The organism is Paraburkholderia sp. J8-2 (genome assembly GCF_905220195.1).
Taxonomy (GTDB): Bacteria; Pseudomonadota; Gammaproteobacteria; order Burkholderiales; family Burkholderiaceae; genus Paraburkholderia.
The window spans coordinates 45,159-61,352 of record NZ_CAJMZA010000039.1; the positions used below are offsets into that span (position 1 = coordinate 45,159).

A 16,194-nucleotide genomic window follows, 5' to 3' on the forward strand; every position below is an offset into this window, starting at 1 on the left:
CGGAGACCTGGAGATGCCCAGCAGCAGCAAGCCCCGATCCCTTCGCCAGCCGTCTTCCAGGGCGCTTTCGAAAGCACTGCTCCTTCCCATGTCCCGAAGTGAAGCGGCCAATCTGGCGCTGCGCACGCGGATTGCGCTCGAGCGATTGCGTAACGGCGAGGCCAGCCGGTCGCTGGTCAATCACATGTGCCAGATCGTCCTCATCACCAGCTACATCACCCGTGCCGGATTCGGCAGGCTCGATCTCCACGACATTGACCGCGTCGAGCACAATCTCGGCGAGGTACTCTTCGAGGCAGACAGGACGGGAGAATGGAACCTCCCTGATTCGTTGATCAGTGAACTCACGACCGTGGTGAACGAGTACGATCGCCAGCTCGCCACGACCCGCGTCGAGATCGTCGCCCGCGCCAGCGAACACCTCGAAAGGCGCTTGCTGCTCGCTGCAAGCCAGCGCCCTGCCGCCGCGGATGACGTCCGCGACCGTGCGCACGCGTGACACCCTTGCGCTGATCATCCCTCAGCCACAAGTTTCAGGAGCAACGCGCTATTCCGCACGTCCTGCAGACCGGTTGGCGCGCCGGCCGCGTCCCGTTGCGAAAAGCGGCGCGTCTGCGAGCGCCCCGTGTCCGGAGTGCCGCTGGCCGCCAGTCAGCTGACTCGCGCGACCTGTCCTCTTCTGGTTCGAGCTTGCGGTCTTGAACGTCCGCGACCGTATTGCGCGGTGGCGCCTCACCGCCACCCACTACGGCTGCGAGGAACTGCATCCATCTCGTACGCATCTGTCTCCCACATGCTCCATCCGTCGTGCCCGCGTCGTTGCGTCATCCATGGATGAAAAAAAAGCGCCTCGAAGCGCGCGTACGGAATCGCTCCATACGTCTGCGTTTCGAGACGCCGTTGTCCCGTCTGCGATCTTTCCCCTACACAAGGCAGGGACTACATCTGTGGCCATCGTCGACCAGCCAGTCTAGAGGCAAAAAATACGCCATTGCGCCGGGCGAGATGAATTCCGGCGCCTCGGCGTCATCCACAGGGCTGTCCCTTGTGAGGATGCCCCACACACGAGCAGACGCCTCCTGTCTGGTGCGTAGCGAGGCCACAACGCACCACGCCATCGCGCGCCTGCCACACAGTGAAAATATCGCGCAAACGAGGCGTCAATGACCCTCACCGGACGTTACCGGTTCGCAGTCCAGACTGATCTGGCAGATGGTCCAGGCGGGAGAGCAGGTCCCTCGCCTGTCTCTCGATGTGAATGGGTAGCAGTGGCATGGCCAGAACGGCCTGTATCCTGGCCCGCCACCAACGTAAGTCAATCGCTGCCCCGGTTTCACACGCGTGCAGGTAGCCGGCTGAGTGCTCGAGATAATTGAGCACATTGCGGATGTGCGCCAGATCCTTTTCTACGAAATCGTAGCTCACGATGGATTCCCCGTTCTTTGTGTGTTTGTGCGCCGCCGCGTTGCCCGCCCCTCCCGCATCTGGCGTGAAATCACCGGCCTGCAGCGTTACTTCTTGAATGAAAATGCATCGCAAAGGCATTCAGTGTCGTGACCGGGTCCAGCGACACCACTCATGGTGATCCAGATTGCGCAGAAGGTCAGCACGACGCCGTTCACGGCGATAGTGAGCGACGACGCCGCATGATGCGATCACCAGAACGATTACGCCGACAAGCATTGCCAGCCAGGATGGATCCACGTCAGCCTCCTCAGGTTCGTCAGGGTCGCTACCCGATCGCGTGAGCGGCACGCTTAACGAATATTGGCAGATAGACCGTCTGGATAATGGGCTATGTGTCCTTGAGTGTCGGTCAGCGCACCCGCGCGATTGCGCGCAGAAATGCGTCGCCATGCGGTGTGACGCGAGGCACCGGAAAGCCCGGTTCTGGTGGATCGTTCTCGATGAACTGGAGCGCGCGAAGCGCACACAGTTCGGCGCGGTCCACCTCGATCCGCTCAGGTGCATCCTTGACCAGCAGCAACGTGGCCAGCTCGTGGGGGCTCAACACGGCGTTTCCCTCCCGAAGAGGACTTGATGAACGGTAATCCGGTCTGGTGATCACCGTGTGGCGTGCGACCGGACCGGGGCAGACATTAAGGAGCGTCGGCTATCTGGACTTCTGTCGTCGACCGGGGGATCGACTTCGTTGTGGCGCCGTGGGTGATGTCTTTGAAGCACCGCCGGGATCGGCGTGTGCGATGTCCCGTGAATCCGGAAGCGGCTGGCTCGCCGGGGCACTATCCTTTGCGACGGGGACCGGATTCAGCGCTCGCAACATCGCATCGACTCCGCGTGCGCACCTCGTCATACCGTCGAGCGTGGTGTTCAGGTGGCGCACGTGTCCGTCATGACTGTCGCTGGCACTTCGGCTGAAGTTCGCTGTCGCTTCCGACGCGATGTCCATCCAGCCACGGGTGTACCCGGCGAACTGCATGGCAAGCCAGGGCCATGTGGCGGCCTGACGGCTGGCGATCTGCTCAGGCGTCTGTGCCCGCAACACGTTTTCCCAATGCAGGCCGGCGCCAGACAACACCAGCCTGCATGTCTCGATGTTCAGTCGCGCCAGCGCATGGAGGCTGGCAAACAGCTGGCCGTTCAGGATGGCCAGGTTCACCGCGCTGGATTCGTGTGTCGTGGCAAACAGCATCTGCTCAGGAGTGCTCAAGGAATGTCTCTCAGGTTCTTGCGGACGAGGCCTGGCCGCTGCCACTACGGCTGGTGACCGGCATGCACGCCCGGGACAGCGCCCCTTCGGGCGGCGTCTCGCCGATCTAGAGTCTTTATTCTAACTTTGTTAAATCGACGCCATTAATACAGACGATCCAGGAGTTTCCCCAATATGTGGGATCCGGGAACGATGGTGGCGGCCCGCAACGCCGGGGCGACGCGCGTTCGTCGATTCGCCATTGAACGGGTGAAGTCTGGTCTTGCGCGAGTTGTGGTTACGCCGTGTCCCGGACCGGGTAAGGTCCGGCGCCAACCGGACGTCTCCCGCCTGCCGAGCCACGCTCAATGCCGGTCCTGGCAGAACAGGTCGTCGATGATCTTGCGCGCCGCACTGTATCCGCCCATGAGTGCGTCGGCCTCCGTTGCGAAGGGACGGCCACCCGCTTCACCGAAGCGCAGGGGGGAAAACACCGCGACGGTACTGGCTGCCTGAAATATCCTGACAACAGCGACGTACGCCGGCCGGATTGGTTCGGCCCTTGCCGGCCCAATGCGGATATCGGACTCAACGGCGATCTCGAGCGTAAAGCCCTCGTAATCGTAGCTTCGCGTCATGGCTGTCTCCCCGCCTTACTTCTCACGCCGGCATTCCCGGACGCCCGACATGGCTTCGAGCCGCGCGCAGATCGTCGAAAACTCGTTTGCCGTGACCCGCGACAGTGCAATCTGCACGTCGTCGAGATCGGCGTCATCCTCCGACTGCTGGACGATGAACTGCCTGACGCGCACGCTTCCCGTGCCAAGGGCCTGATGCACGCTATCCAGCGAGACGCTACCGCGCTCGGCCAGCAACTGGATATTGCGCTGCTGACGCACAGCAATAAAGCGCCGCTCCAGGGGCTTCACACCGACCAGGATGACCATGATGATGGCCGTCGCGCCAATCGCAGCCGTGTACATGCCGCCGCCGACTGCCAGCCCGATACCCGCGACCGACCAGAGGCTCGCCGCCGTCGTCAGCCCGCGCACCACTTCGCCACGAAGCAGTATCGACCCTGCGCCAAGAAAGCCAATACCGGAAACCACCTGGGCGGCGACCCGCGACGGATCAAGCACGACGTTCTTCTCGCCCAGCACGTCGGCAAATCCGAACGCCGAAACCAGCATCATGAGCGCGGCCCCGACGCAGACCAGCATGTGGGTGCGCAGGCCAGCCGCCCAGTTCAGGCGCTCACGCTCAAAACCGATCACGCTGCCGAGGAGAGCTGCCATGAGCAGGCGCGACAGAAGTTCGAAGTTCCCGATCATTTTTCAGGTCCGGTAGACGTCTGCGAGACAACGGTTCCGCAGGTTGAGGGCTGGATTGTGACATTTTCGTGACATCAATGTTGATACCAGTCCAATGTCCGAGCACGCCTCGCGGTGTCCCGGTCGCACCCGGGGCGCGGTCGACCGGCGAGTGCTGGGAAGCACTACCCTGGCTCTCGGAGTCGCTGCCATGCAACCGCACCCGCCTGCCCCCCCTCCTCCCGCTTCCCCAGCGACACCGAACTCGCTGCGTTGCGCAGCTGGTATGAGCGCGTCGGCGCGCGCGCGGCGGTCTGCCGATATCTCGATCCCCTACGCGTCACGGACGCCTCCGCGCGCAGCACGCTGCTGGATCCGCCGGCGACTGGGCGACCACGCGCGGGCGCGCAATCGCGCCGGGCTGGCAGCCCCACTCCTGGAACACCCAGCACACGGCAACGGCCCGGCCGTCTCGCGTAAAGCGTATTGAATGCGTCAACGTTTCGACATTAATTGTGTCTACATGAAGCTTTTCGACCCAACGACCGTCACGCCGTCACGCCGTCACGCCGTCACGCCGTCACGCAAATCATCAAACCGCGCCCGTCATCGCGAACGCCTCTGCCGCGGCCACCGTATCCAGTGCCTCCCGCAACAGCGCGATCTTGCCCTCGCGCGCCACGAGCCGCCCCGCGTACATCTGCCGATAGATTTTTCCCGTCGACGGCACAAGCGCTTCAACTTCATATTCGGCGAAGACCTGCTCCGGCGTTTCGATCAGAAAGCGCACGTTTTTAAATTCGAAATCCGGCACTTTCGCGAGCAGTGAAGCGATAAAACCTTCAATCGCTTCGGAGCCCTGCGCACGGCCGTCGATGCCGAGCGACTTCAGATACGGCAGTTCCAGCACGCCATCGTCGGCGAATAATGCGGCAGCCGCGCGCGGGTCACGAATCGATTCGAGGTAAGCGGCAAGCAGTAGTCTGGCGTTGTTCATGATCGACTCTCGATATCAGTGTTGATGGGTGCGCGTTATTGCAGACGCGTCTTCAATGCCGTCGCCATCTGCTGCATGGCGGCGCGCGTCGGTGCGTCGGCGGCGAGCACGTTGAGCAGACCGAAGTCGTGAATCGTGCCTTTGTACTGGGTCGTCGTCACGTCGTTGCCCGCCTGGTCGAGCCGATGTCCGTAGGCTTCGCCTTCGTCGCGCAACACGTCGAACTGCGCCGTCTGGATCAGCGCGGGCGGCAAGCCCTTCAACTCGTCGAGCGTGGCACGCAGCGGCGATGCGTAGCGCTGGTTGCGCTCGCCTGCGTCGGTCGTGTACGCGTTCCAGAACCACTTCATCATGTCGCGGCTCAGGAAGTAACCGTTTTCGAAAGCGTCGTAGGAGGCGTTGTCGAATGCGTGGTCCGTCACCGGCCACATGAGGCCCTGGAAGCGGATCGCGGGGCCATTACGGTCCTTCGCCATCTGGCTGACGACCGCGGCCATGTTGCCGCCCACGCTGTTGCCCACCACCGCGAGCCGCGCGCCATCGACGCCGATCTCCTCGCCATGCGCGGCGACCCACTTCGTTGCGGCGTAGGCCTGGTTGATCGCAACCGGATAGCGCGCTTCGGGCGAAGGCGTGTATTCGACGAACACGGCCGCCGCGCCCGACTGCACCACGAGGTCACGCACGAGGCGTTCATGCGTCGGGTAGTCGCCGAGAATCCAGCCGCCGCCGTGGAAGAACATGAACACGGGCAACACGCCACGCGCATCCCGCGGCTTGACGACGACGAGCGGCACGCTCAGACCATCCTGCTCGATCGTGCGGCGCGTGACGTCGATGCCCGAGACGTCGACCTCGACGCTGCGTTGTGCGCCTGCGAGGACTTCACGCGCTTCGGTGGGCGTGAGCGTTTCGATGGCAGGACCCGTGCCGCTGTTGAGCGCGTCGAGGAAGGCGACGGTTGCGGTATCGGGCGTGTTCGGGTGGACTTGCGTGTTCATCGTGATTCTCCTTTCCGGGTGGTTGAGTGGCTTGCGACGTGATGTCGTGCAGCCGATGGAAAGGAGAATACGGATCGGGAGATATTTGCGAAATAGAATTGTTTAAAACCCATCATTGCATAAATGCAATGATGGGTCGCCGCTTCAGGGCTTGGGCCATCGCCACGCGGGATCGGAAAGATGCCCGGCGAAGTAATCGGACAGCGCCGCCACCTTTGCTGGCCGCGCGCGCGCCGACGGCGTGACGAAGTAAAGGCCGCCCTTCGTCAGCGACCAGTCGGTGAGGATCGCTTCGAGCCGGCCATCGGCCAGATATTCGCCGGCGATGAATTCGGGCAGTTCGGCAATCGCCAGACCGTCCAGCAAAGTGGGCAACAGCGCATCGGAATTCGTCACGCGCAGCGGGCCGGTCGGCATCACCGGCTCCTCCTCGCCCGCGTCGTTGGTGAAACGCCAGACATCGCTACGCGCGCGATACGCGTACGAGAGACACGGCCGATCCGCCAGTTCGCGCGGATGGGCCGGCCGCCCTTCGCGCGCCAGATATTCCGGCGACGCCACCACGTATTGCGTCACCGCACATAGCCGCCGCGCCACCAGCGACGAATCGGGCAACGCGGCAATACGCAGCGCGGCGTCGAAGCCATCGGCGACCAGATCGACCGACGCATCCGACAGATGCAGGTCGATCGACACTTCCGGATACGCGCGGAAGAACCCCGGCAGCAGCGGCGCGACCCAGCGCAGCCCGAACGACATCGGCACGGCCAGGCGCACCAGCCCGCGCGGCTGCATCGACATTTCGCGCGCCGCGCTTTCCGCCTCTTCCGCCTGCCGGTAGATCTCGCCGGCCTTCTCGCAGATCGTGCGACCGAACTCGGTCAGCGAGAGCTGGCGCGACGTGCGGTTGAAAAGCCGCGCGCCCAGCCGGTCCTCCAGACGGGCCACGCCGCGCGAGACCGTCGCCACCGACACGCCCATCGCGCGCGCCGCCGCCGCGAACGATCCCTCCTCGGCGACCTTCGCGAACATCGCGAGTCCTTCGAAATCAGGCAGCTTCGCCATTTCCCCTCATCTTTTCATTTATGCAACGTTGAATTGCAATCAATTCTATTTCGAAAAGACCGGGCCGTCGATATTCTCCTCACATCGCAGCACGCCACACCGAACCAGCCAACACCCACTTCTACCGAACGAAACGAAAGGAGCACGACCATGGCACGCAAACTCGACAACAAGATCGCACTCGTTACCGGCGCAACCAGCGGCATTGGCCTTGCCACCGCGCAGCGCTTCGCTGCCGAAGGCGCGCACGTCTACCTCACGGGTCGCCGTCAGGCCGAACTCGATGCCGCCGTGCAAAGCATCCGCGAAGCGGGCGGCCAGGCGACCGGCGTGCGCGTCGATTCCACGAAGCTGAAAGAACTCGACGCGCTGTATGCGCAGATCAAGGAAGAACAGGGCCGTCTGGATGTGCTGTTCGCCAACGCAGGCGGCGGATCGATGCTGCCGTTCGGCAACATCACCGAAGAGCACTTCGACGACACCTTCAACCGCAATGTAAAGGGCGTGCTGTTCACGGTGCAAAAAGCACTGCCACTGCTGGCCAGGGGTGCATCGGTGATTCTCACGGGTTCGACGGCGGGCAGCGCGGGCACGGCGGCGTTCAGCGTGTATTCGGCGTCGAAGGCTGCGGTGCGCTCGTTCGCACGCAACTGGATTCTCGACCTCAAGGACCGCCAGATCCGCGTGAACACGATCAGCCCGGGCGCGACCCGCACGCCCGGCCTGCTCGACCTTGCCGGTGACGATGCAGCCCAGCGCCAGGGTCTTGCCGACTACCTGGCCGCGCAGATCCCGATGGGGCGTCTGGGCGAGCCCGGCGAAATCGCCAGCGCCGCGCTGTTTCTCGCTTCGGACGATGCGAGCTTCGTGAACGGCATCGAACTGTTCGTCGATGGCGGCCAGCAGCAAGTCTGAACGTAGCATGGGTGCACGGATGGGGACTTTCACATCCGTGCACCCGAACGGAGTTTCACCATGATCGAACATTGCCCTTTTCTTACTCTCGGCGCAATCAAAAGCGACTGGCTCGACGCGCGGCTGCATTTTCGCGTGGGCGAGACCGGACGCGCGGGACATACGCCGCTCGGCCCGCTCTACGTGTGGAACGACGATGAGTTTGCGCCGCGTTCGGGCTTCGGGATGCATGCCCATCGCAGCGTCGAGATGGTCACGTGGGTGCGCTCGGGCGCGATCACGCACGAAGACGATGCGGGCAATCGCGCCCGGCTCGTCGCCGATTCCGTGCAGGTGATGAGTGCGGGCGCAACGATCCATCACACCGAGCGTAACGAGGAAGATGTCGCCACGCGCGTGTTTCAGATCTGGCTGCGTCCGCGGACGCCGGGCGGTACGCCGCGCTGGTCAATGCGTGTCTGTTCGCGCGAATGTCGCGAAGGCCGTTTCGTGACGCTGGCGAGCGGCGATCCCCAAGATGTGCGCGAAGGCGCGCTGCCCATCAATGCCGACGCACGCGTGCGTGCCGCCACCCTGCGCGAAGGCGCGACAATAAGCCACGTGTTACCGAAGCCGGGTTCGGCCTATCTGGTCGCAGATCACGGGAAGCTCGACGCGGGGCCTATCCGGCTCGCACCGCGAGACGGTGTAGCCATCCGGGACGAGGCGCAGCTGGATCTGATCGCACGTGGCGATACGGATGTTGTGATCGTTGAGCTTTGGGGCTAAGGCAAATGAGCCTTCTCGATGTGTGCGACTGTCGTCGGTCAACTACTGCCGGTGGTCATCACATTGAAATGGACACTCGAATGTCCTTAACGAACTAGGAAGCGGCCATCGCACCCGCACAAGTCCGTTGCTGCACAGGGAAGACGTCCGCCCACGCGTCACTGGGTGCCAAACGGAGATGATCCGTTAGCTGAAGCCTAATTCGGCACGTACGTCAGTCGGTCAACGGCGGCGCCGGAGGTGCTCCATATAGATCTGTGTAGGCTCGTTTCAGCAACTGATAATTGGGCATCCAATCGAGTTCAAAAAGGATATTGCTATCTTCGGGCAAGACAAAATCACTTCGCGCAAGCCGAATCAAGAGGTAACAGATTGCATACACGGATAGCGTTGTGAAAAGCGTTAGCCTTGCCGCTTCACCGTCGTAAATCGGTCCATTACTTTTCCACAACGCGCCGTCGCTGGCGTCCGGGCGCGAGTGCGAATAGTTGCAAAGCTGCTGATACGTCGCGGCCAGCACACCTTCGTTTTCGAACATCCATTTCCCTTGTTCCTTTCGGAGATTGCCAAGCAACCGACTCCTACATCGTCCAAACGACAAATCGCCGCCTCCTGCCTTCCAGGCGACGTAATCTTTGTCGTTCGGATAGAGGCTCCCATACGCTCCGATCATTACGAGCTCAAGGGCCGTGCGTAGTTCCGCGATCGCGGCTCGGTAGTAACCATGCAAGAAATTAAAGGTTGAGCATTGGAAGCACTCGCCGGCGCTGAGTAAATTTTCGAAGATCTCGTCGGGATCTTGTGGGTTACCGATCGTCTCAATCCAGTCGCCCCATAAGCTATACATCAGACGGAGCCTGATCCCATTGTGATCGGAGGTTGTTATCGAGACGTCTTCTGGGAGGTGCATGATGCCATTCCAAACCTCCTGGTCAATCAGGTCGGACGGAGGTACGGCTTGGCCGCCAGAAGCAAACTCGTGCGGCTCAAGCACGCTGCGAACCGCTCGGAAGTCAGCAAGTGGAAGTTTCTTGGTCATGCGACGAGTATGGTGAGCTTTTACTATCCAACGACCAGCTATTTGATTCGCAACGCCCGAAAACGGGCGTGCAATCGTTAGCCAAGCGGCGTTCGTTATCGTTCACGCTACGACATCGAAACGACCGCTCCCCCAGATGCGGTAACGCCACCACCTGATGCCAATTAACCGCAGATCACTGACTGCCGTTTTCACGCAATCCGCTTCAGCACCTTGATCGGAGAGAGTGTCAGCAGCTCCGGAATTTTTGGGTTCTGACCGCCCCAATACGCGTGGGCGGTCGCTTCAGCCCACGGGATGAACGGGCTATTCGTTGGCACAGCGTTGGTGCTGCTGAGCAATGAGAAGTCGCCCACGTGGCGCGGGGCGAGTTCATCGACGATGACGACCTCATGCGCGAAAAGCCCCTGTCCCGGAACGAAATTGGTAAGGGCGTCCGATTTTTTCACATATGCATAGGAGCATTTCAGACGGCTCGGCGGCGATCCGTGGTTCTGCTCGCGGATACTCTCGAAGATCATTTCCTTTGCGATCTTCCAACCGTTGAGTGCGCCCTGTGGTCCCGAAACGTCATAAGGGTATGTGCGATATCCCGCGCCAAAGTGTCCACAGCCGAGTAGATCGCCTGGTTGATGCTCTTTCCTTGCGACGTAGAAAATAATATTTTGCACCTGACTCTCCGCCAATTGCACTGCGCTCGGGCTGCAATATGCGAGCAGCCCAAGTCGTCCTCATCCATTGTCTTACCAGCGGGGAAGTGGTGTGGACAAGGTTGTCTTTGAGACGGAGTTCTATCAGTTGCCCGCTCCTGAGTTTGCCATTACGCTCGACAGCACGCGTGCCTCACTGTTCGCCCATCGACCTCTCGCGCAGATGGACAAAGCCGACCGGATTCACGCCTGTTACCTGCATGCATGTCTTCGGTATGTTTCGAGGGACTACATGACGAACACGTCGCTGCGGGAACGGTTCGGCATTGAGCCGCAAAACAGCGCAACGGCCTCCCGATACATCAAGGAAGCTGTTGAACAGGGCGTCATCCGGCCCTATGACGAACTCGCAGGCCGCAAATATATGAAATATGTCCCCCATTGGGCATAAAGCGTCCGCGGGCTGGCTTATTTGACGCGATATCGCAACAAGCGGCCGCCGTCGAGGGGTTTATCTATATTTTCCACATAAAAACAATGACTTAGCCGTCTCAGCTTTATTTGATGGTCATTTGATAGCAGGGCATGCAGCCGATGCTCTTTGTGCCGGTTACGCAGTCAAAAGAGCCCAACCTGCCTGGTATCCCGCACCGGTGGCAGCGATGCCCTGGCGCGCCGGGCGCCGCGGCGGCGTGCCAGACGCCGCACGTGAGCGACGAGTTCGGCCTTCACCTCCCCGATCATCAGGACCAGCGTATACAGTCGCACGCCGTCGGGGCCGTGCTCCGGGCGGGCGCGCAGCGACGCGCGCAGAGCCAGGCGCCGCGCCCGGTCCAGCAGCTGGGCGCGACTCATGCCGGGCCAACACGCGGTGACAAACGCCGCCACGGACGGCGGCAGGGATTCCGGCGCGCAGCCGGCGGGCAGCGCGAGAGCGACGAGTTCAAGGCGATCGGCCATGCGGGGCAACGTTATTGTGGTGCAGCTCGCGCCGGTCGGGCGCGCGGCGCATCCATCCTGGCGGAAATCGGGCCGCGCCGCAACGTGAACGCCCTTTTCCCGATTCTCTCCGCACCGCGGAGACAATCCTGCTGCGGTGGCGCGCCCCTTCCCTGCTCGTCTCCCGACCTCATCGACGACCGAAACCAGACGTTACCGAACGTCATCCAGTCTGATAACTCGTACTATCGGGGTTGCGTTTGAATAGCCAAAATATGGGGTGCGATATTTGATTCCTGCCCGGAGGCTCCCCGGGAACCCCGCCTCGACCGGCACCGCCCGGCCGGAACCGTCCGCCCCGCCCTTGTGCGCCATAAGCGCGCGCTCTGCCCAACTCGCTGTTCTCGCGCCGTCAGGCGCCGCCGGTGCACAGCGTGTAACTGACGGTTAGTTGCGCTCTTCGGTCACCACTTGGGGTGGCCGAAGGTGTCTCCAAAGCCCGTTTCAAACCCGCCCGCCCTTTCTCTGGGTCGGGCTGCTCGGCGTCGTCGACGTTGTTTTGCGACTGGCGAATAACTCGTCCGTACGGTACTGCTCACCAAGGGAACTCACTTCGTCGTTGCGCGTGAGGAATAAGGCATCGATGCGCTGCGTTTGATGACTATATCGGCGCCTGCGTTCGCGATGAATCGCGCGACGCGTCGGCAATGCTCCCTCAGTTCGGCATCGTTGGTAAGACTGCCGCTAACGGCTTGCTGGATATTCCGTCGCGGGACTTCCTGCGGGCTTCCACCAGGAGGAAATCACCATGAAGTTGCGTCGGATGGTTCTTGCGTGTCTCGTTTGCCTCGGAATGGCTGCAGTTTCCGGATCCGTGGCCGCGAGCGGCGATACGGATCAAGGCGGCAACGGCGCCTCGAGCAGTTCAACCAGTTCATCTGGCGGTGGTTACTGAACGCCGCACGCCGTATTGCGCTGTACGTCGCCGTGCGCTCCCTGCGATCCACGGCATACGCGTTGGCCGCGCTCGGCGGTGGAGTTGCGGCCAGCTCGAACGGCATTACGTGTTTGCGAACGCGTTCGCCCCGACTCCGGGTGTCTCTGCCCCCCCAGCACTAGTCCGTCTTTGAACGCTGAACCCTCGCACTGGATGAAGTTGCATGCGACGTGTCCGGTCGGGGGTAGCCCAAAGGAGATAACAGATGAATGTATCCAGGTTCAGGTGCGCCATTCTCGCGCTTGCCGGCGTCGCCTGCGCCGCAGCGGTGAATGTGGCGCTTGCCGCGCCCATGTCATTCTCCGTACCGCTCAAGGGATCGGAGCAGGTGCCTCCCGTACAAACCAGGGGCACGTGCGACGCCAGGCTCATCTACGATCCCGACACACGCCAGGTCACCTGGAATGTAACGTGCAGCAATCTCTCGAGTCCAGTGACGATGGCGCATTTCCACCTCGGGACAGCAGGAAAGAACGGCGAAGCTGTCGTCTGGCTGACGAAAGTGGGTGGCACCAGCACTCCCATTGACGGCCCCATCCAGGGTGCCAGCACGCTGACACCAGATCAGGCGAAGGACTTCGTCGCGGGCAATTTATACATCAATGTCCACACGAAGGACCATCCGGATGGCGAGGTCCGGGGTCAGGTAGTGCCGCCGAAGTAGTCGCTGCTGTGGGTAGACGCGTGCCAGAGGCGCTCTGCTGCGCGTCACTGTAGATTTACACCGAATTCAGACCCTTCGATGTGCAATCGTAAAGTGATATCACAACGAGGCCGCCTGGCCAGAGATGAGAAGTGTGCGAATCCTGTGAAGTGCAAAATCCTGTGAAGTGCAAAAAAATGCCCCGCCGAAGCGGGGCTTACGGGTAGATCAACCAATCAACCAACCAAATCCGTGTGGCATCCCGGCACAAAAATGCGCCAAGGCCTCAGCGATTACGCTCGAGCACTCTCACGCTGACTTCCTCATTCGAGCTTGTTGCCACAACGTTCGGTCCACCTTAATCAACGCATGACCGCATACAAGCCGGATCAGGCCGAAACGCCACCACACGCCAGAGCGGCCAGCACGCTCGGGGTCGCGGCCCGTCAGCGGGGCGGCCTGAGAACCGTGGCAGGCCTGACACGGTGTCGGGCGAGACAGTATCGAGCCCGGGGTGAGGGCGCACGCGGCAAAGCAGGGCCGAAAACCGCAGTCCCCCTCCCCACCTGAGGTTTTTCTGGAAGGGCGCGTTTTGACGCAGTCGCAGGTCCACCGTAAGTCCCGCCATGGGTGGGGTTTCGGGCGCTGGATGCGCGCGACAGTTGACGCGTGTTACAGCAAAAAATTGGCGCAATCGTCGGGCCAGATTGCCGGGTCACGAGCGGAAATGAGAATTCGGATTCCGTGGTTGGTCTCTCCTTGCGCAGCACAGCAATCGCCCAGTGGATCGATTGCCGATACGGAGGTGCAGTGCGGCAATAGGCAACCGTTCAGCTGCACGCAACGTTGGTCGCTCGAGCGTCCACTTTTACCGAAGGGTTCGCCGGTTGCTCCACACCAGGCCTCTGGTCGACCTGTCATGGACGGCGACCCACCATCTATGGTGCACTTGTCACCCGGCCTCCATGGCTACAAACACACGCATGGTAATCTCCCTGCGGCCAACTCGCCGCCTCCTTTGCGCAATCGGGCGGCAGTAGCCTGCCTTGCACGCAGCCTGTGTCGCGACCGGCAGGTCACCATGGACAGACATGAATCCAGCCAAAACACCCAGACGCAAGCTCCCGGGCAAGCGCGACCTCGAAGTGATGTCGGCGTTCCGCTACGACTTGCGCAAATTTCTACGCGCCTCGGAAGAGATCGCCAACGCCGCGGGCATCACCACGCTTCAATATCAATTGCTGCTGCACGTGCGCGGTTTTCCCGGCCGCCAATGGGCCACCGTCGGCGAACTCGCCGAGCGATTGCAGGCCGCACCGAATGGAACCGCGGCGCTCGTATCACGCTGCGAAGCAGCGGGGCTGGTGACGCGCAAACCCGATCTCGCCGATCGCCGCCAGGTGCAGGTTCATCTCACACCCAAGGGTGAGAAGTTCCTGCTCGATCTCGCGGCCGAGCACAAGTCGATCTACGGCGCGTTCGGCTGGATTTTCAACGAGACGGGCCGCTAGCGCCAGACATACCCGGCCGGGCGCTGCGCCGGGATGCCTCGTCGATTCATGTCACAATGTGCCTTAAATGGCCCTTTCGTGGCATTCCCATGCAATTTTCGGCTCTTATCGACCGTCGCAGGGTTCTGCGTAGTCGACGGCGCTGGCTGTATTTCGGCGTGTTCTGGCTCGGCGCCGTGGCGACGGGGCTCGTGGCAGTCATGTACGCGCGGCTCATCGACTTCGGCTACGACGTCTTCGTGCGGATGACTGCCCAGATCTGGTGGCTGCCGCTTCTCGTCACGCCGGCGATCGCCGCGTTCAGCGTCTGGGCCACGCGCCGCTGGTTCCCGGGTTCAGAAGGCAGCGGCATCCCGCAGGTCATCGCAACATTGCACAATGTACGCGCACTCGGTCCGCGTCTGCTCACGCTCCGCATTCTGGCCGGCAAGATCGCGCTATCGTTCCTTGCGATCCTCGGCGGATTCACCATCGGCCGCGAAGGCCCGACCATTCACGTAGGCGCCGCGCTGATGTTCAGCCTACGGCGCTTCTACCCGGTACGGCTGCGTAGCATGTATGGCGTCGGCCTCGAACACCGGCTCGCACTCGCGGGAGCAGCAGCCGGCCTGTCGGCGGCATTCAATGCGCCGCTCGCGGGCGTCGTCTTCGCGATAGAGGAGCTCACACGCAGCTTCGAGGCGCGCACCAGCGGCATCATCATCACGGCGATCATTTTTGCAGGTGTCGTTTCGCTGGCGCTCCAGGGCAACTATGTGTATTTCGGCACCATTGTGATCGGCGGCAGTCTGCCGGATCTGCTGGCGGTCGCGGTGGTTGTGGTGGGTGTGATCACTGGACTCGCGGGCGGCGTGTTCTGCTGGCTGCTGCTCAACACCAGGCGGTGGATGCCCGCCCAGCTGTTGGCGCTCCGAAGCGAACGCCCGGCGGTGTTCGGCGCGCTATGCGGTCTGTTCATTGCCGTAGTCGGCGTGGCCAGCGGCGGTCATCTGTTTGGCAGCGGCTATGCGGAAGCGCGTGGCATGCTCGAAGGTCATTCTCAGCTCGGCGCCACGTATCCGGTGCTGAAGATGGCGTCGATGGTAGGTTCGTATCTGCCAGGCACACCGGGTGGGCTATTCGCGCCGTCGCTGGCGATCGGCGCGGGCATCGGCAACGCGCTGCACATGATCTCCGGTCAGATGCAGTTGCCGATGCTGATCGCGCTGGGCATGGTCGGGTATCTCGCCGCCGTCACGCAGAGCCCGATCACGGCATTCGTCATCGTGATCGAAATGATCAACGGACATGCGCTGGTGATCTCGTTGATGGCCACCGCGTTGATTTCGAGCCAGGTGTCAAAGCTGTTTGCGCCTCCATTGTATGAGGCGCTGGCTCGTCGCTATATGGAGCCCTAACTTACAGTCGATCGAACGTCAAATTTCTCTCTGTTAGGCGTCGTTCAACGATAACGCTTTGGTTCGCGCCGCAAGGCCCCTCAAAGATCCCTTCGTGCCATGGTAGCCCGGAAGTCCGTTCGAGATAGACCGCTGCCGACCGCATCAGGCAGCGGTCGGCCACAAGGGGGCTTTCGTGCAACACCTCCCGATGTCCGCTCGTCGTACCGAATCGGCCGCTCGATCACGCGATAGAGAACGCGCGGAGTCGTGGCACTGCCCGCCAAAGCTCGCTCGATAAGGTATTTTGTCCGACCTAAAATCGCTCTTCGC

General features: G+C 61.8%; 18 protein-coding genes. 7 read left to right on the plus strand and 11 right to left on the minus strand.

Features of this window, described 5'->3' with window-relative positions; all coding sequences use genetic code 11:
- Nucleotides 1–13: 13 nt before the first annotated feature.
- A complete protein-coding gene (locus U5A52_RS38625) occupies nt 14–499 on the plus strand; it encodes a hypothetical protein (protein ID WP_321939407.1) in 486 nt (161 codons plus the stop codon).
- A 671-nt stretch (nt 500–1,170) separates the two neighbouring features.
- Here U5A52_RS38625 and U5A52_RS38630 read toward each other — a convergent pair.
- The 8 genes from U5A52_RS38630 to U5A52_RS38665 all read right to left on the minus strand — a co-directional run bounded on the left by U5A52_RS38630 (nt 1,171) and on the right by U5A52_RS38665 (nt 7,023).
- Nucleotides 1,171–1,545 carry a hypothetical protein gene (locus U5A52_RS38630; protein ID WP_321939410.1) on the minus strand — a complete coding sequence of 125 codons (375 nt, stop codon included), beginning with the start codon at nt 1,543–1,545 and terminating at the stop codon, nt 1,171–1,173.
- 271 nt (nt 1,546–1,816) lie between these two features.
- Nucleotides 1,817–2,014 (minus strand): hypothetical protein, encoded by a 198-nt coding sequence (locus tag U5A52_RS38635; RefSeq protein WP_321939411.1) that lies wholly within the window; start codon nt 2,012–2,014, stop codon nt 1,817–1,819.
- 99 nt (nt 2,015–2,113) lie between these two features.
- Nucleotides 2,114–2,671 (minus strand): phasin family protein, encoded by a 558-nt coding sequence (locus tag U5A52_RS38640; RefSeq protein ID WP_321939412.1) that lies wholly within the window; start codon nt 2,669–2,671, stop codon nt 2,114–2,116.
- Nucleotides 2,672–3,015: 344 nt separating this feature from the next.
- Entirely contained in the window at nt 3,016–3,288 is a 273-nt protein-coding gene (locus U5A52_RS38645; protein ID WP_321939415.1) for a hypothetical protein, read from the minus strand.
- Nucleotides 3,289–3,303: 15 nt separating this feature from the next.
- Nucleotides 3,304–3,981, minus strand: a complete 678-nt coding sequence (locus U5A52_RS38650) for an MgtC/SapB family protein (RefSeq protein ID WP_321939417.1) — start codon at nt 3,979–3,981, stop codon at nt 3,304–3,306.
- Between the two features lie 571 nt (nt 3,982–4,552).
- Nucleotides 4,553–4,957 carry a nuclear transport factor 2 family protein gene (locus U5A52_RS38655; RefSeq protein ID WP_321939419.1) on the minus strand — a complete coding sequence of 135 codons (405 nt, stop codon included), beginning with the start codon at nt 4,955–4,957 and terminating at the stop codon, nt 4,553–4,555.
- A 35-nt stretch (nt 4,958–4,992) separates the two neighbouring features.
- Entirely contained in the window at nt 4,993–5,958 is a 966-nt protein-coding gene (locus U5A52_RS38660; RefSeq protein ID WP_321939420.1) for an alpha/beta hydrolase, read from the minus strand.
- A gap of 144 nt (nt 5,959–6,102) precedes the next feature.
- Nucleotides 6,103–7,023 (minus strand): LysR family transcriptional regulator, encoded by a 921-nt coding sequence (locus U5A52_RS38665; protein WP_321939421.1) that lies wholly within the window; start codon nt 7,021–7,023, stop codon nt 6,103–6,105.
- Nucleotides 7,024–7,173: 150 nt separating this feature from the next.
- Here U5A52_RS38665 and U5A52_RS38670 point away from each other — a divergent pair, with 150 nt between their 5' ends.
- Both U5A52_RS38670 and U5A52_RS38675 read left to right on the plus strand, forming a co-directional pair.
- Nucleotides 7,174–7,938 carry an SDR family NAD(P)-dependent oxidoreductase gene (locus U5A52_RS38670; protein WP_321939422.1) on the plus strand — a complete coding sequence of 255 codons (765 nt, stop codon included), beginning with the start codon at nt 7,174–7,176 and terminating at the stop codon, nt 7,936–7,938.
- Nucleotides 7,939–7,998: 60 nt separating this feature from the next.
- Nucleotides 7,999–8,706: a pirin family protein gene (locus U5A52_RS38675; RefSeq protein WP_321939423.1), complete on the plus strand. Its 708-nt coding sequence runs from the start codon at nt 7,999–8,001 to the stop codon at nt 8,704–8,706.
- 214 nt (nt 8,707–8,920) lie between these two features.
- Here U5A52_RS38675 and U5A52_RS38680 read toward each other — a convergent pair whose 3' ends face one another.
- Nucleotides 8,921–9,745 carry a hypothetical protein gene (locus U5A52_RS38680; RefSeq protein WP_321939424.1) on the minus strand — a complete coding sequence of 275 codons (825 nt, stop codon included), beginning with the start codon at nt 9,743–9,745 and terminating at the stop codon, nt 8,921–8,923.
- A gap of 191 nt (nt 9,746–9,936) precedes the next feature.
- The gene (locus tag U5A52_RS38685) at nt 9,937–10,416 is read right to left on the minus strand and encodes a hypothetical protein (protein WP_321939425.1); all 480 of its coding nucleotides are present in this window, start codon (nt 10,414–10,416) and stop codon (nt 9,937–9,939) included.
- Nucleotides 10,417–10,507: 91 nt separating this feature from the next.
- On the opposite strand from U5A52_RS38685, the gene U5A52_RS38690 reads away from it, so the two are divergent.
- Nucleotides 10,508–10,846, plus strand: a complete 339-nt coding sequence (locus U5A52_RS38690) for a hypothetical protein (RefSeq protein WP_321939426.1) — start codon at nt 10,508–10,510, stop codon at nt 10,844–10,846.
- A 167-nt stretch (nt 10,847–11,013) separates the two neighbouring features.
- Here the strand turns inward: U5A52_RS38690 and U5A52_RS38695 are convergent, their stop codons facing one another.
- A complete protein-coding gene (locus U5A52_RS38695; protein WP_321939428.1) occupies nt 11,014–11,355 on the minus strand; it encodes a hypothetical protein in 342 nt (113 codons plus the stop codon).
- Nucleotides 11,356–12,536: 1,181 nt separating this feature from the next.
- On the opposite strand from U5A52_RS38695, the gene U5A52_RS38700 reads away from it, so the two are divergent.
- The 3 genes from U5A52_RS38700 to U5A52_RS38710 all read left to right on the plus strand — a co-directional run bounded on the left by U5A52_RS38700 (nt 12,537) and on the right by U5A52_RS38710 (nt 15,882).
- Complete coding sequence (locus tag U5A52_RS38700) at nt 12,537–12,995, plus strand: CHRD domain-containing protein (protein WP_321939429.1); 459 nt, start codon at nt 12,537–12,539, stop codon at nt 12,993–12,995.
- A gap of 1,070 nt (nt 12,996–14,065) precedes the next feature.
- Nucleotides 14,066–14,485, plus strand: coding sequence for a MarR family winged helix-turn-helix transcriptional regulator (locus U5A52_RS38705; RefSeq protein ID WP_321939432.1), 420 nt, complete (start codon nt 14,066–14,068; stop codon nt 14,483–14,485).
- Between the two features lie 89 nt (nt 14,486–14,574).
- A complete protein-coding gene (locus tag U5A52_RS38710) occupies nt 14,575–15,882 on the plus strand; it encodes a chloride channel protein (RefSeq protein ID WP_321939434.1) in 1,308 nt (435 codons plus the stop codon).
- Nucleotides 15,883–16,194 lie beyond the last annotated feature (312 nt).

Bases quoted from the DNA above. Each gene is read 5' to 3' on its own strand.
- U5A52_RS38625 (WP_321939407.1), top strand. From the start codon at position 14: ATGCCCAGCAGCAGCAAGCCCCGATCCCTTCGCCAGCCGTCTTCCAGG.
- U5A52_RS38630 (WP_321939410.1), bottom strand. From the start codon at position 1,545: ATGCCTTTGCGATGCATTTTCATTCAAGAAGTAACGCTGCAGGCCGGT.
- U5A52_RS38645 (WP_321939415.1), bottom strand. From the start codon at position 3,288: ATGACGCGAAGCTACGATTACGAGGGCTTTACGCTCGAGATCGCCGTT.
- U5A52_RS38650 (WP_321939417.1), bottom strand. From the start codon at position 3,981: ATGATCGGGAACTTCGAACTTCTGTCGCGCCTGCTCATGGCAGCTCTC.
- U5A52_RS38655 (WP_321939419.1), bottom strand. From the start codon at position 4,957: ATGAACAACGCCAGACTACTGCTTGCCGCTTACCTCGAATCGATTCGT.
- U5A52_RS38660 (WP_321939420.1), bottom strand. From the start codon at position 5,958: ATGAACACGCAAGTCCACCCGAACACGCCCGATACCGCAACCGTCGCC.
- U5A52_RS38665 (WP_321939421.1), bottom strand. From the start codon at position 7,023: ATGGCGAAGCTGCCTGATTTCGAAGGACTCGCGATGTTCGCGAAGGTC.
- U5A52_RS38670 (WP_321939422.1), top strand. From the start codon at position 7,174: ATGGCACGCAAACTCGACAACAAGATCGCACTCGTTACCGGCGCAACC.
- U5A52_RS38675 (WP_321939423.1), top strand. From the start codon at position 7,999: ATGATCGAACATTGCCCTTTTCTTACTCTCGGCGCAATCAAAAGCGAC.
- U5A52_RS38680 (WP_321939424.1), bottom strand. From the start codon at position 9,745: ATGACCAAGAAACTTCCACTTGCTGACTTCCGAGCGGTTCGCAGCGTG.
- U5A52_RS38695 (WP_321939428.1), bottom strand. From the start codon at position 11,355: ATGGCCGATCGCCTTGAACTCGTCGCTCTCGCGCTGCCCGCCGGCTGC.
- U5A52_RS38700 (WP_321939429.1), top strand. From the start codon at position 12,537: ATGAATGTATCCAGGTTCAGGTGCGCCATTCTCGCGCTTGCCGGCGTC.
- U5A52_RS38705 (WP_321939432.1), top strand. From the start codon at position 14,066: ATGAATCCAGCCAAAACACCCAGACGCAAGCTCCCGGGCAAGCGCGAC.
- U5A52_RS38710 (WP_321939434.1), top strand. From the start codon at position 14,575: ATGCAATTTTCGGCTCTTATCGACCGTCGCAGGGTTCTGCGTAGTCGA.